We start from the raw sequence: 14541 nt of genomic DNA on the forward strand, positions 1-14541 counted from the left end.
GCGTACCGAATTAGGTAGGCTTCGCCTCTGCATTCCCGCTTTATCTTTACCGTAAACCACAAGTCCAGTACATAGTGTAGATATACATTCGCCAGCGTGGGGGAGATGACTCCTCCCTGCGGCGTTCCTGTGTCTGTCTCGTATTCTACTCCTGCCTCTATGACCCCGGCTTTTAAGAAACGTTGTATCAGTCGCAATAGATTTGGGTCTTGGATTCGCTCTTGCAGAAATTTCATCATCCACTCATGGTCAACATTATCAAAGAATCCTTTGATGTCCGCATCCACTACATAGCTGACTTTCTTGCTTTCCAGGATTTTGGCCACTTCCTTCAAGGCGTCATGACAGCTTCTCCCTGGCCTGAATCCATAGGAGCAGTCGAGGAATTCCGGTTCGTAGATGACTGTCAGGATTTCGTTCAGGATTTTCTGCACCAGCTTGTCCTCATAGGCGGGTATTCCTAGCGGTCGCTTCTTGCCATCAGCTTTGGGGATGTAGACTCTCTTTACGGGTTGCGGCTTGTACGCTTGCCGCTTCATTCTCGCTAGAAGGTCGGTAATATTTTCCTGTAGCTTTTCTCCATAGTCTTCTTTGGTTACATCGTCAGCGCCGTCTGCTTTGTCTGCTGACAGGGCATTATGAGCTGCTTTCAGGCTTTCCTCGTCAATGGCATGGATGAGGGTTTGCAGTTTGACTCTCGGTCTTCGTTTGGCTAACTCGGCTATCCTTTTCAGTTTTGTTTCCAATGGCTTCCTGCCTCCAGTGCAGCATTGTTTCCCTTGCCAAGGGCACTACTATCTTACGTCCTTCCCTCCGCAGGCATTACCCTGCTTCATTGGTACTACTACGTAATCCGACTCCCTGCCACCTATTTGGCTTCCTCGTCTTCAACTTGTCGGCCATACTCCTTCCGGAGAGCAACAGGGTCTCCCAAGTTCTCACGGAGTAACTGTGTGTAGCATGCCAAGACCTTCGATCCCGGGGCGCCAAACTTAACTTGCCTTTATCGCTAAGCCCAGTGTTGTCTTCTGCTCGTCCCATGCATCGACCATTCCCATTAGGAATTTCGGGATTCTACATCTTCAGCTTTCGCTTTCGGCCTACTACCTTTCCTACCTACGCTTAGACCTGGCGTTACCGCTTCAGTCCCAAGGCTGGATACCGGGTGGTTGGCTAGACCTTCCCAGACGGGATTCCCACCCGCTATACTCCGTGCGCTTCTTGGCGCACGGGACGGTTCCTCGACTCAGTTTTACTTCGGGGACATGGAAGTCCCCACTTATCCATAAAACCGTCAAACCCGAATTTCAAAGTTACTTTTGACCTTTGGTGCCGCACTCTGCTGCACTACATCGGCATCGGGTTCATCGTCTAAAATATTATTTTTGCCAAAATTATCAGTGGCGCGTGGTCGCTTTTGGCTATTCCGATATAGTCGGATCCCTAACATTACGGCGGCAACGGCCACCACAACAACCATGAACCAGAGATATCCCGAATAAGGCACTTTATTATCCGGAACTTGATGATTAACTGGGACAGCTGTTGTAGTTGATGTCCTCTCTTGCGTATTTGGAGACACTACAGGTGGCGTTTGGGTATTCGCCGGCATCTGATTTTGGGTTCTGGCAGTAGGAGACTGTTTATTACCGTAGGGAGGCTGTGTTGCCGTCCCTTGAAATGCTTTTGTTACCCCCTCAATTTCTTTGCCAACGGCTGATTTTTCGGGACTAACAGTATTTCCCGGTGTCGAAGCAGCATGGGCAGCCGAATTAGCCGATGTGTTCATAGTCACCGGCGCAACAGTAGGAGCTGTTGGAGGTATTGGGTTAGTAGGAGGAGTAGGGGCTGTTACCAATTAAGACGCTCCTTTACTTTAGTTTTCCGGTTCATTGTCCCACGGGGTTCTTGACATCCCATGCTTTCAGAAGGAACACGTACGGTCTCTATTAATCGCACTTTCCGTTCATCTCAAAATGTCTATAATAATCTTTATTTCCCATAAAAAATAAAAACTCCTGCCGAATTCTACATAATGATGGCCGAGTTTATTGACGATAGAAAATCAAGCACCGAACTCAGCCATCACTTCTTAGTGAAATCTGCCGGAAATGAAATTCCCGTCTGGTTTCGTACTTCATCCATAATGCTAAGCTGCATGAGAGAATATTGATTATGTTCCTGCGCATTTGACTTAGTCTGAATCAATCGAATAAATTCCTCTGCCTCATAGTACATATTGTTGTCATGCTTAGAGATTAAAATATCTTCTTTTTGTCCGTCATTATAAATAATAGTAATTTCTCTTGTGTCCGATATTTCTTTGATAATCATGCAGCCGTTTTCCCCTTGAATTTGACTTGGCAATCTGGAATTCGTAATTTTGGAATAAATTAACTCTCCTAGCATGTCCTCATAATTAACCATAATCGTTCCTGCACCGTCTATTCCATTCTCCAGAATAACGGCACTACTCCAAATCTTTTTAGGCATCCCAAAGAGCTTAAGTAACGGATGAATACAGTATACTCCAATATCCATCAACGCCCCATTTGAAAAAACCGGATTAAATGCATTTTCAATAATGCCTTGCTTAAAATTATCGTATCGGGAAGAGTATTGGCAATATTGAAAGGTAACCCTGCGAATCGTTCCAAGCTTACTCATATTTGCTGCTATTGTTTTAAATCCCGGATCAAATACAGAACGCATTGCTTCTAAAAGAATAACACCATTATCTTTAGCGGCTTTCAACATTGCTTCCAGTTCTTTTTTATTTGAAGCAATGGTCTTTTCACATAGTACATGCTTTTTACCCCTTAGCATTTTAATTGATTGCTCCGCATGTAAACTATTGGGACTGGCCACATAAACAGCATCCACTTCTTTACTTGCTGCTAATTCTTCAAGATCATCATATACCAATACAGCCTTATGTTTACTGGCAAATTGTACTGCCCTTTCTTTTGTTCTGGAATATACTGCTATAAGTTCAAACCCTTTACATAACTTAGCTGCTTCTATAAATTTATCTGTTATTTTATTGGTTCCTATCACTGCAAACCTTAGCATAACAGTATCCCCGCTTTCCGTAATTATCTTTAGAGCAAATTATAAAATAATCCGGCGACCGCAGTTACCGGATTATTTCTTCTCTAAGTGTCATCGGATTTTATTTCCGGCGGACAAAACCTCACCGTCTTTTGCTTTTCGCTTTGATAAACTCTCGCGCATTTTTCATTCCGCCCATTTTCGCAAACATAGCGGTAATCTTTTCATTCTCAATCTGCTTTGAATTTAAGCCCGCATACTTAGTTTCCTTTTTCAGCTTTAAATAATTAGCAAACCGGTCTGCAGACAGCAAGCCGTCGTTTATGGCTTTTTGTACTGCACAGTTTGGCTCACCAGCATGAGTGCAATCGTGAAATTTGCACTTTGTTGATAGTTCCTCAATATCGGCAAAGGCTTTGGTAAGGTCTGCGCTTTCGATCCCGAGTTCCCTCATTCCCGGTGTATCAATAACAACGCCGTCACTCGGAATAACAATTAGCTCTCGCCTGGTCGTAGTATGCCTGCCTTTATCATCGTTCCCTATATCTTGAGTTTGAAGAGCATTTTGGCCGATGAGTTTATTTATCAAGGTCGACTTACCAACACCAGATGATCCGATAAATGCGATGGTTTTGCCACTGCCAAGGTAGCTTTGGACAGATATGCATCCATCCGCAGTCAAACTCGAAGTAACAAGCACATCAACCCCACAGGCAACCGCATCAAGTTCTAACAGCTTTTGGGGAAGATTATCGCATAAGTCAGCTTTAGTAAGAACGATAACTGGGACTGCCCCACTATCCCAGGCAATTCCAAGATACCGTTCTACTCTGCGAAGATTATAATCATTATTAAGCGACATACAGATAAACACCGTGTCAATGTTTGAAGCTACAACCTGTTCATCATTCGATGTTCCCGCCGCCTTTCTAACAAAGGCGCTTTTCCTCGTCAGAACATGATGAATGATTGCATTCCCACCGGTATCCTCATTTCGGTCAAGCATAACAAAGTCGCCTACTGCCGGATAATCCGATAAAGTTTTTGCATCGAAACGAAACTTTCCGGAAATTTCCGCTGTTAACTCGCCATTCTCTGTTACTGCCTTGTATAGGTCTTTGTATTGGGAAATGACACGCCCGATATAAAAACCCGAATATAAAGTAGACTCCGTAATAAACCTTTGGCTGAGTCCTATATTTTCCATATCTATTTTACTCAATTTTATATCCTCCAAAAGTTTTTAAAGGTAACTTTTGGGAGGTATATACATTAATTTATTTTGTATGCACCTCCCGCTTTCTTACAATCTCCACTGTACTATTATTAAACATAAAACAACAACTCCTTCCAAAACCAGATTCTATATTACAGTTTGATGATATCACAAACGTATTGAATCTTAAAGCACTAAGGGATGCGGGGAGAGGTCTCCTTGTCCCGCTGGGTTGTCAAGAGAACGGGGAACGTTTATGTATTTAGAGACTTTTTATAATTCAAACCATCTTGATAAATGGTGCCTATCTTTTGACCTAATTCAAAGTAATAAGGATACATCATCATAACTGGGTTGACTTTTTCAGGATCAATTTGGCCATCTTTTAGACAATCTTCACTTACATATACTGCAACGATCTCCCCGAAAAACATTTCAAAACCAGACATCGGCATGCTTTGAATGACTTTGCAGAGTATGTTTATTGGGCACTCGCTTATCATCGGTGCCTTCCCCTGTTCGTCATAAAATGGGGTAAACAAACCTGACTTATCGACGGTTTTTCCTGACACTACTCCACAGAAATCGGTCTTTTGCACCAAATCCGCAGACGGGATATTAACGCTAAAATACCCGTTCTCCTTGACTCCTCCGGTTGAATGATGGGTGTCTTTGAGCGAGATATAAAGCACCGGTTCCATACTTACTACCCCACACGCGCCAACGGTAGTATAATCGGGCCTGCCGTTGACATCCGCTCCTACAAGTATAGTTGGAAAAGGACCGGATGGCCTGTTTTGCATTTTGATCTTTTTCATATAATCCCTCCTGTTGTAGCGGACTATATTATATTTCTTAGATAACCGTTGCGCAAGCTAGCTTTTCAATTTCGACACTCTATATTCCGCCCAAGCGGCTTTAAATATTTCTCCTGATAATAAGAAGGCCTAACATCTTCAATTAGCTTTAATTTGAGTCGAATTCTTTTCTATAGATAATTTTCTATCCTTAAGCATTTCCCCAATATAGTTTGAACCCAAAATCAAAATCCCGCCAATAATCTGAGCGAATGTTAATGTTTCTCCAATAAAGATCACACTGAATAAAATACCGAATAAAGGCTCTAAGAAACTATAGGACACTATTTCAACAGATTTCATATGTTCATAGAGGGAAAAGAATATGGTATAAGCCACACCTGTATGTAATATACCCAATAGAATGGCATATATAACTGCCATGGCATCCAAGTTTACCACCGTAAATATATTTCCATCAATCAATACAAATGGCAGCAATACAATCATCGCTGTGAGTATTTGCACAAAGGTGGCCGTTTGATTATCCACCCTGACTTTTATGCTGCGGTTAATAAGCACAATGGTTGCATAAAGCATCCCTGAAATAGCACTCAGTACCAGCCCCATGTATCCGTAACCTTCTGATAAATTATGGCCAACAATCAGAAAGAGACCAAGAAATGAGATGAAAATCACTGCAATTTGAATCTTTGAGATAGTCTCTTTCAATACCAGTGGTGCAAATATCATGACATATACCGGGCACATATTGTAGATAATAACAGCAGATGAGATACTCGTATGCTTGAACCCATAGAACAAAGTTAACCAGCCAAAACCCAGTAATACCCCTGAAATAAGATAGGGCATTAAAAGCTGCCATTTCACCTTATCTGCTTTTTTCATTTTCATTACAATAAAAAGAACCGGCAGTGCAATGAATGCCCTCAGAAAAGCCAGGCTTAAAGCGGACAATGGGATGGATCTTGTAAATACGCCCAAGCTCCCCCATATAATCATAACAAGCACTAATTTAATTCTATTCATAGAAAACTCCTTATCTTTGCTAAGTCCAGATTAGCTGAATAATAAGGAGTTGTATTGTATAAAATTGACACTACCTCTTTAATTGCTCTATATATGTCCCTGGCGTAATACCATACATTTTTTTAAATTCCCGAATTAAATGGGCTTGATCATAAAATCTCAATTCCTCACAAATATCAAATACGTCTGCGCCTTTACTTAATAGCCTTTTTGCTTCAGCAACCCGATATTGTAAATGGTATGCAGCAGGTGTGGTTATATATAGCTTCTTAAAATTCCTGATTATCGAAAATTTATTTAACCCGGATATTTGCTGAAGCTTATCTAATGTTATATCATCCTTCGCGTGATTTACTATATAATCATGGATCGTTTGGACGCTATCACTTGTATTTGCAGCAGCAGTTTCTATAGTGCCTTTTTCTCCAAACTCCAGCAATAACTCAATCAGTATATTTTCCAATGTGTCTGGAATCTTTTCTATTAGCAATTGTTCAATGAAGCCAATTAATTGCCGGGCTTGATTGCCTGTTAATTTTTTTGCTTGACTAAAACTTACTACATCGCTGTAGTAACCGGGATCAATAAATAACATAACATATACCCAGTGATTGATATCATTCGGCGCACATCTGTGAGTCATTAATGGTGGTATAATGACACCATCACCTGATTCATAATGGATCGTTCTGTCGTTCATTGTTAAGCCAGTGGATCCTTCTACGATATACCCTAATGAAAGTTCCTTATGGACATGAGGCTTATAAGCATGGGGGTTGTTTCTACATCGCTTGATTTCCACGCCTTCAATAATGCTTCTGCTAAATTCCATATATCTGTCTTGTTCAATACAGCTCATGTAATCTTTGCCTGATATATTCAAGATTCAAACACTTTCCTTTCATTTAGGAAGCACAGGTAAGAAGCAGTATGAATCGCACTTTCTATTTTCCGAAGAACTCTGACCCTTTCCGTTTATCTTAAAACGTCTACAACAACCTTTATTTCCCATAAAAAACAAAACTCCTGCCAAATGCTACATATCTTGGCAGAAGTTTATTATTCATTCTTAAAGACGCAGTGACGGTTCACCGGCCTTGAAACGTAATGACTACCCTGATGTTACAGCATTTGTTTTGCAGACGTTACTGTTACTTCCAGAACTGCACGAATCCATGGGAACTTTTTCTTCATGTGGTCAAACTCTTCACCCGCTTTAATAAAGCGCGTGGTCCCTTTTACTATAAAGCCTGTTCCAGTCCCTTTATACCCCTCGACTTCTCTGTTAGCTATAGATAGAATTGCCTCATTGTTGGCTGAAAGGTTTTTTTCCGTCTTGACAAAGCCAGCAGCTGGAATAAGCAGTTTGTCATCCGCAGTTACTTCAATATAGCTATTCCAGGTATTAACTAAATGAGGACCCTCGACACCGTTAGTAACAATGGATACGCACCCGTCTACAGGATGAGATAGAATGGCAAGCAATTTTTCGTTCAGCACAATAATACTTCCTTTCGTAAAAGTTAAATTTTAATACTGGATATGGCTATTATATATTCAATCTGCCCCTAGCAACAGAGACAGTTACTTAAAATTAAAGGGGGTCAGTTTTGGTGATAACCTTGACAGTATTTATTTTGCCTCGATATAATGACGACAGTTCAACTCTGAAATAATAAGAAGCGCTGGTGTATATAATGCTTATATTAAACAACAATGACCGTCGGCCATTGCATGTTAGACTCTATGATCAGATTAAAAATCAAATCTTATCCGGTAAGCTGCCTCCACATAGCAAACTTCCATCCATTAGACAATTATCCTCAGAGTTATCAATAAGCCGTAATACCGTGGAGTATACTTATGAGCAATTAAATACAGAAGGTTTTATTTATAGCAAGCCGCAAAGTGGATATTATATTTCATCACTAAACCAAGAATTCATCCCTTGTCCTTCTCAAGATCCGTTAACCAGCAAACAGCCTTTTGAAGATGAAAAACCATGTTCATTTGATTTTCACCCGGCAGCTCTCGCACCAGACAGCTTTCCCAGTAAAGTTTGGCGTAAACTATTGAACGAATGCTTACAAAAAAATACGGAACAACTTACTTTATACAGCAACCCTCAAGGAGAGATTGAACTACGCTGTATGATTCAGCAATATTTGGAACGCTTTCGGGGTGTTTCTTGTAATCCTGAGCAAATTGTCGTATGCTGCGGTCTCCAGGATAACTTATCCGTTATAGCTCAAATATTGCGAGGCACCCATTCCGTACTAGCCATCGAAGACCCTGGTCACTGGATTCCAAGATCCGTTTTTCTAAGCTATTCATTTTTCATTAATCCCATTCCGGTAACCTCAGACGGCATTAGCTTAAACAGTTTAACGAAAACCAATAGTATGGCTGTATATGTTACACCCTCCCATCAATTTCCACTAGGAAATGTCATGCCTGTAGAGAATAGGCTAAAGTTGATTCACTGGGCACAAACCGTTGAGGGAGTCATTATTGAAGACGATTATGATAGTGAACTTAGATATCATGGAAAACCAATTCCTGCTTTACAAGGTTTGCATCCCGGCGGAAATATAATATACATAGGCACTTTTTCCAAAGTTCTGTCTCCTGCTCTGCGAATAAGTTATATGGTTTTGCCTTATCGCTTTCTTAGTATATATCACAATCTTTTCCGTAATTACGCATCTACCGTTTCATTATTAGAACAAAAAGTTCTGTATGAATTTATGAAGCAGGGATATTGGGAGAAACATCTTCGTAAGATGCGAACAATGTATAAAAAGAAACACGATGCTCTCATTCGATCTATTGAAAGTCATTTTGGTGACCGGGCGAAGATTCTAGGTCAAGGGGCAGGACTCCATGTTGTTTTAGAGTTAACCAATAGCCGTTTTAACGAGAACGATCTCATTACTCGCGCCAGGGAGAAAGACGTCCGGGTATTGCCTATATCTGATACATATCAATCCAATAATCAGTATCCCCCACGGGTACTTCTGGGTTTTGGCAGCATGAGTCCAGATGAATTGGATAAGGGTATTGAGCTATTATCGCAAGCCTGGGAAATCTAAGAGACTATCCCAAAAACAAACCTCCAAAGGGGAAGCAAGAAGCAGTAAGGTTGGTGGATTATTCACAACTGTTCTAAAATTACCCCGCATTTCCCTCCCTAAATAGTTGCAAAGTCAGACAACGAAGACTTCCCCCGCCTGCCAGAAGGGCGTTAGGGTGAACCTCTATGATTTCAACTCCTTTTGAATGAAGAACTTTGCGGGTTTGCGCAGAAAGAGCAATATCGTAGTGTATGAGCAAATTGGGCTCCAGCGGTACGAAAGAGCATCCCCAGGTTTTTTGTTCCTGATCGGAAAGATTTATTATTTCTATATTTTTTTTAGACATATGTTTTATAAAATCAATAGCCCTAGTTTCTTTAGAAGTAATACTGTATACGTCTAAGAAGGCGGGAAGAAAGGCTAATGCCATAGAATCACTGACCTGCCCGTATACCATGTCCGCATGCATGAACCGTCGGGCTTTAGGACATTCAACGTAAATGACTTCCGTGAACAAAGACACTGCAACCGGCAGAAATTTTTCGATTGATGCACGGCGATGGCGCTCGGTACAGGCAATTAGCAGGATATTCCCCGGTAAAATAAGGCATCCTTCAAAATGGTCGATTGGGGAAAACTCATACGCGACAGGCACACCAAGATTAGTCAGAGCTTCCCGAACGACAACCTCCTCCCCATGCCGGCCCCCTCCCATCTGTGATATAATCGCCCCTCTATTTGATATTACGGAACTATCGTGTAGATAAGGCAAACTGGCTAAGGTATTCATGAGAGACCTGTTATTATGTACGTTATCGCTCAATTCCAAGGTTAAAACTTTTTGCGCCTGCAGCAGTTTACGGTAGTTGTCGTGTTCTTCCAGATAATGATCCGGATTGGGAATGGCATCGAAAAGATAGTACCCCATCGTAACGGAGTTGATCTCTTGTATCGAATGAGTGGGTCTGTGTAACATTACCGTTTTGAGCCTGCCAAAGTGTTCCGTTCCATAAGGCAATGTGTTCATGGGTTGTCTCCGCCTTTTCCTATACCTATATTTGAATTATTAATAGTATAGCCTTAAACCCAGTGACAAAATCGCAGGAGCACATACCGTTATTATCACATATAATATTATGTAATTTCTTCCTTAACAGCTAAACCAATTTAATCAGGGGGTGGTTCCATGAGCAACCTTGATGATGATTTAAAGTCACAAGAAAGCACTTTAGAGGAAGAAGAAGAGCGGCAACATCATCACCATCATCATTGTGACCCTGCCATTATTGTAGGAGTAGGACCGCCTGGGCCTCCCGGACCTGCTGGACCACAGGGACCTGTCGGACCGCAGGGACCTGCCGGAGCAGTTGGAGCTGCCGGGGCTGCTGGCGCTACCGGCGCTGCCGGCGTTGCCGGCGTAACCGGCGCTACTGGCGCTACCGGCGCTGTCGGCGTTGCCGGCGTAACCGGCGCTACTGGCGCTACTGGCGCTGCCGGTAACGGTTCAATTATCCCATTCGCCTCGGGCGATACCGTTGCACTGACTACCATTGCGGGTGGATTAGCTGGCACTGCCGGGTTTGTTGGTTTTGGATCCTCAGCTCCCTCACTTACTGGTCTTGGGTCAATAATAGACCTGACTGGTGCTACAGGAATAATACTTGACTTTGCATTTTCCATGCCCCGCGACGGGACTATCACGTCAATCGCAGCGTACTTTAGTACTACTGCGGCGTTGAGTCTTGTCGGAACAACAGTAACAATTACCGCGCAACTATACAGTTCAACTACACCGGATAATACTTTTTCGCCAATTGCCGGCACTGCTGTAACGTTAAGTCCAGCTCTTACGGGTATAGTAAATCTTGGTACTGTAAGCAATGGCGCGCTTACCGGATTGTCAATTCCCGTAACATCGCAAACCCGCCTTTTGCTTGTGGTTTTCGCTACAGCGGCAGGGCTCTCATTAGTCAATACTGTTGTGGGTTATATAAGCGCAGGTGTTACGATTATTTAAAGGCAAAAATCTACTTTCCGACATTCTTCTTCCTTCAGCATTCGTTATCCAGCCAGTTTTAAAAGACCAAGCCTGTAAGACATCTGCCGGACATCTTTGATGCCAGACAGGTGTCGTTTCTTATTCCCTCCCTATTAATCGTACTTCCTATTTTCTGAAGAACTATGACCATTTCCCGTTTATCTCAAAACGTCTACAACAAACTTTTATTTCCATAAAAAACAAAACACCTGCCAAATCTTACATATTGGTCAGGAACTTGTTATGTCTTCTCATGTTAAAACGATGGAATATTTCGATAAATATTTTACACATCGCCTTTAAATGTAAAATAGTGTAAAATGTAACAAATTCAAGAAAAGGTATTTCCCTTAAAAAATTACCTTATAATATGAGGAGATGATTTTATGCCGATAAAAGAATATGGGGTTCTCAAGTGCCAGCCGCTCAAAGGAATGCATGCAGCTGATACATCTCATTTTGAGGTTCATGTGGTGGATGATAATTATGACTACCGAATTGCAATCAATGTAAAATCACAACAATCTCCCCCAGAATTACTATACTATATAGATGAGAATTTTAAACATGACATTCTATCCAGCTTTTTAAATCTACCTTCAGGATATACAGCTTTAGAAAGCAAGCCAAATAGTTTAGCGCTTGACTATCTACGCGGCAATCTTTTTGATTATCACAAAATGAAGACGGCTCATCATATTATTGGACCGGATAATGAATTAGCTGGGCTGATCGAAAAATACATTGACTTAGCCATTCGGACAAGTGACGCCCTAATCTATGCATTTGGACAAAAGTGGGGCCCAGAACAACGCCGTGACCAATATTTTGGCTTTAAGCCAGGAAATGGAATACATGATATTCATATGAATCAGGGAAACAAAGGAAAATTTGAAAATGATAACGGTCCTTATCAAGATGGTGGACTTTTCATTCAGTTTCCTAGTAAAAATCAATGGATAGCCCTTTTTTTGGCCTTTCAAACCCAGTCATTTGATTTAATCTAACTTCAGAAACAAAGGGATGCATATGATAAATAAGGAACGTCCCTACTCGTCACTAGGAACGTCCCTACTCGTCACTCTAAAAAACATTCCAAGAAGAAAAAGAAACTCCTGAAAATGGCATATTCGCCCATTTTCAGGAGTTTCTTTTTAGAAAAGCATTCTTTATGACGGACGCATGGAGATATTTTTTAAGTAAGAAGATGTTTCATGTTTTCCAACTTGTCCCGTATGGTGCTTTCGGGGGATCCTATTGCATTACTGCGACCGCATCGCCATTTTTTATTTGATTAACATTGCTGGTTATAACCATAGTATTTTGAGGTATATTCGATGTAATTTCCGTAAAATCTCCAATCGTTTCACCAATACTAACCTCTTGCCGGACAGCTATACCATTCACGGCTTCGTATATAAAACTCCGTCCGTTCTTGTCCCGGACTACTGAGATGGTAGGAACTGCGGGAACTGTTGCCGACTGGCCGGTGTCGATACGAACATTTACAGGCATACCGGGTTGCAACATTTCATTTGGATTCTTTGTAAATTTAATATGAGCCAAAAAAGAAGCAATTTGAGTTCCTGCAACTTCCGGATAAATACTGGAGACCTGTCCCATTGTAGACTGGTTTGATATTTCCGCTGCAGCCGTAGTCCCCAAATGGACCAGATACAGATCATTTTGGTCAAGATGAACGACAATCTCTACCCTTTGACCACTTCCCAGCACCATCAACTGTTGCCCGGCCTGTACCGATTTTCCCGGACCGACTGACAGCCCCGTCACGATGCCATTTGCGGGGGCCTTAACCGTGACGGAACCATTAAACGCTGTTTTATTGGCATTGGGAGATATAGTGTTCTGACTCTTATTCAAGCTTTCTTGCGCTTGTTGTAAGCGGGTTTTAGCATTTTCTAATTCCCGTCGTGAAATAGCCCCCAACTTATACAATTGTTGATAACGGTCAAACTCTTTTAAAGCATCGTTATAATGATTCTGCAATTGTTGAACAACACCCGTTTTTTGATCTGCCGCCGCAGCTGGAGTTTCATTGTCCCCAGACGATACAGAAGCCCCCTGAAGCTTGAGCAGCGGCTGTCCCGCTTTGACTGCTTCCCCTTCTGTTGCGTAGACTTCACTGACAAGGCCGGAAAATTCGCTATGTATCGGCAGGGTGGCCGAAGCTTCTACCGAACCGGTCCGTTCAATCCGTATTGGCTTATTCAAGGTACCTACCGGTACGGCAGTGACGTTAACGGGAGCTCGTGAAACGTCCTGGGGCCAATAGGTAAAAGGAAACAGATTATAGCAGGCGGCCAACCCCAGCACAATAATGAGTAGGCGTGCAGTTAGCGTCGTATTCGGGCGATATGGCTGAACCGTTTTCTCCATACATGTCATCTCCGGCATCAAGACTAACAGTTACTATATTCCCACTTTTCACTTTTTACGTCAAGTGTTGACAATAGATAGAATTAGTTGGAAAATGAGAAGGTAAAAAACGCTGCAAAGCTGCAAATTTTGAGGAGAGGTGGCTAAATGCATATTTTATACGAAGCGCGTAATAACCAAAAAATAGAGAACAGCCGCCGGCGGCAAAAGACAATTATTTTTACGCGTTGGATTATCGGGCCGGTGTGTATGCTTATCCTATTGGGGATAGGAATTTTGCCAAACTGCCTCCGGGCTCAAAGTGCGAACGCGGTTACTGCAGTTGAGGTAAAACATAACCAGCCTTTGGAAAATAAACAAGTTGAAGGTCTTGCCAATACTCCTTCCATTTGGCCGGTTAGCGGAGCACTTACTTCCGGCTTTGGCTGGCGTAATTCGCCTTGGGAAGACGGCAGTGAATTCCATCCGGGGATCGATATCGCTGTCAATATGGGCACGCCCGTTGTTGCGACCGCTGATGGGAAGGTTATAAAGAGCGGATGGTCCGGCGGCTATGGCAATATCGTCGAAATTGATCATGGTAACGGTATTGAGACGATTTACGGGCACAATTCGCAAATAGCCGTAAGCGTTGGTCAAAATGTGAAAAAAGGTCAAATTATTTCTTACTCCGGCAGCACCGGGAATAGTACCGGCCCGCATGTCCATTACGAAGTCAGAATAAATGGCACCGCTGTGGATCCTTTTAAATTTTTGATTTTATACTAAGTTAACGCAGCCCAGCCAATCGGGCTGTTTATTATAAAAATAACCCCCAATAGGTAGGTCTTCCCCCTGCTTTAATGTAATATAAAGGATTGTTATTATTTGCTAAAGAATATAATTTTAATAATATATTTCATTAGAGTAAAGGAGTAC

At 42.0% G+C, this 14541-nt stretch carries 13 protein-coding genes and 1 pseudogene; 4 read left to right on the top strand and 10 right to left on the bottom strand.

The features are described from left to right. From LUCIF_RS05360 to LUCIF_RS05395, 8 genes are all read right to left on the bottom strand, one after another. The coding region (locus LUCIF_RS05360; protein ID WP_243638692.1) for a reverse transcriptase domain-containing protein at nt 1-746 on the bottom strand (746 nt) is incomplete at its 3' end. Between the two features lie 548 nt (nt 747-1294). Next, nucleotides 1295-1789, bottom strand: coding sequence for a hypothetical protein (locus LUCIF_RS05365; RefSeq protein WP_126720577.1), 495 nt, complete (start codon nt 1787-1789; stop codon nt 1295-1297). 296 nt (nt 1790-2085) lie between these two features. Then, nucleotides 2086-3072, bottom strand: coding sequence for a Gfo/Idh/MocA family protein (locus tag LUCIF_RS05370; protein ID WP_122626853.1), 987 nt, complete (start codon nt 3070-3072; stop codon nt 2086-2088). A gap of 121 nt (nt 3073-3193) precedes the next feature. Continuing rightward, nucleotides 3194-4273: a ribosome small subunit-dependent GTPase A gene (gene rsgA, locus LUCIF_RS05375; RefSeq protein WP_122626854.1), complete on the bottom strand. Its 1080-nt coding sequence runs from the start codon at nt 4271-4273 to the stop codon at nt 3194-3196. Nucleotides 4274-4521: 248 nt separating this feature from the next. Further along, entirely contained in the window at nt 4522-5085 is a 564-nt protein-coding gene (locus LUCIF_RS05380) for a flavin reductase family protein (protein ID WP_122626855.1), read from the bottom strand. A 138-nt stretch (nt 5086-5223) separates the two neighbouring features. Then, nucleotides 5224-6114, bottom strand: a complete 891-nt coding sequence (locus LUCIF_RS05385) for a DMT family transporter (RefSeq protein ID WP_122626856.1) — start codon at nt 6112-6114, stop codon at nt 5224-5226. Nucleotides 6115-6184: 70 nt separating this feature from the next. Continuing rightward, nucleotides 6185-6946 carry a helix-turn-helix transcriptional regulator gene (locus LUCIF_RS05390; protein ID WP_207857043.1) on the bottom strand — a complete coding sequence of 254 codons (762 nt, stop codon included), beginning with the start codon at nt 6944-6946 and terminating at the stop codon, nt 6185-6187. Nucleotides 6947-7236: 290 nt separating this feature from the next. After that, the gene (locus LUCIF_RS05395) at nt 7237-7614 is read right to left on the bottom strand and encodes a pyridoxamine 5'-phosphate oxidase family protein (protein WP_122626857.1); all 378 of its coding nucleotides are present in this window, start codon (nt 7612-7614) and stop codon (nt 7237-7239) included. Between the two features lie 197 nt (nt 7615-7811). Between LUCIF_RS05395 and pdxR the strand changes: the two genes are divergently transcribed. Continuing rightward, a complete protein-coding gene (gene pdxR, locus LUCIF_RS05400; RefSeq protein ID WP_122626858.1) occupies nt 7812-9206 on the top strand; it encodes a MocR-like pyridoxine biosynthesis transcription factor PdxR in 1395 nt (464 codons plus the stop codon). A gap of 79 nt (nt 9207-9285) precedes the next feature. Here pdxR and LUCIF_RS05405 read toward each other — a convergent pair whose 3' ends face one another. After that, the gene (locus tag LUCIF_RS05405; RefSeq protein ID WP_122626859.1) at nt 9286-10215 is read right to left on the bottom strand and encodes an arginine deiminase family protein; all 930 of its coding nucleotides are present in this window, start codon (nt 10213-10215) and stop codon (nt 9286-9288) included. 159 nt (nt 10216-10374) lie between these two features. Here LUCIF_RS05405 and LUCIF_RS05410 point away from each other — a divergent pair, with 159 nt between their 5' ends. Both LUCIF_RS05410 and LUCIF_RS05415 read left to right on the top strand, forming a co-directional pair. Further along, nucleotides 10375-11205: an exosporium glycoprotein BclB-related protein gene (locus tag LUCIF_RS05410; protein WP_122626860.1), complete on the top strand. Its 831-nt coding sequence runs from the start codon at nt 10375-10377 to the stop codon at nt 11203-11205. A 407-nt stretch (nt 11206-11612) separates the two neighbouring features. Further along, entirely contained in the window at nt 11613-12233 is a 621-nt protein-coding gene (locus tag LUCIF_RS05415) for a YukJ family protein (RefSeq protein WP_122626861.1), read from the top strand. 247 nt (nt 12234-12480) lie between these two features. On the opposite strand, the gene LUCIF_RS05420 is transcribed toward LUCIF_RS05415, so the two are convergent. After that, the gene (locus LUCIF_RS05420; RefSeq protein WP_122626862.1) at nt 12481-13623 is read right to left on the bottom strand and encodes an efflux RND transporter periplasmic adaptor subunit; all 1143 of its coding nucleotides are present in this window, start codon (nt 13621-13623) and stop codon (nt 12481-12483) included. A gap of 390 nt (nt 13624-14013) precedes the next feature. Here LUCIF_RS05420 and LUCIF_RS26730 point away from each other — a divergent pair. Further along, nucleotides 14014-14391 (top strand): annotated as a pseudogene (locus tag LUCIF_RS26730) (M23 family metallopeptidase); the annotation flags it as partial. Nucleotides 14392-14541 lie beyond the last annotated feature (150 nt).

It is taken from the genome of Allolucifera butyrica, from assembly GCF_900476375.1.
Classification (GTDB): domain Bacteria; phylum Bacillota; class Negativicutes; order Sporomusales; family UPPP01; genus Lucifera; species Lucifera butyrica.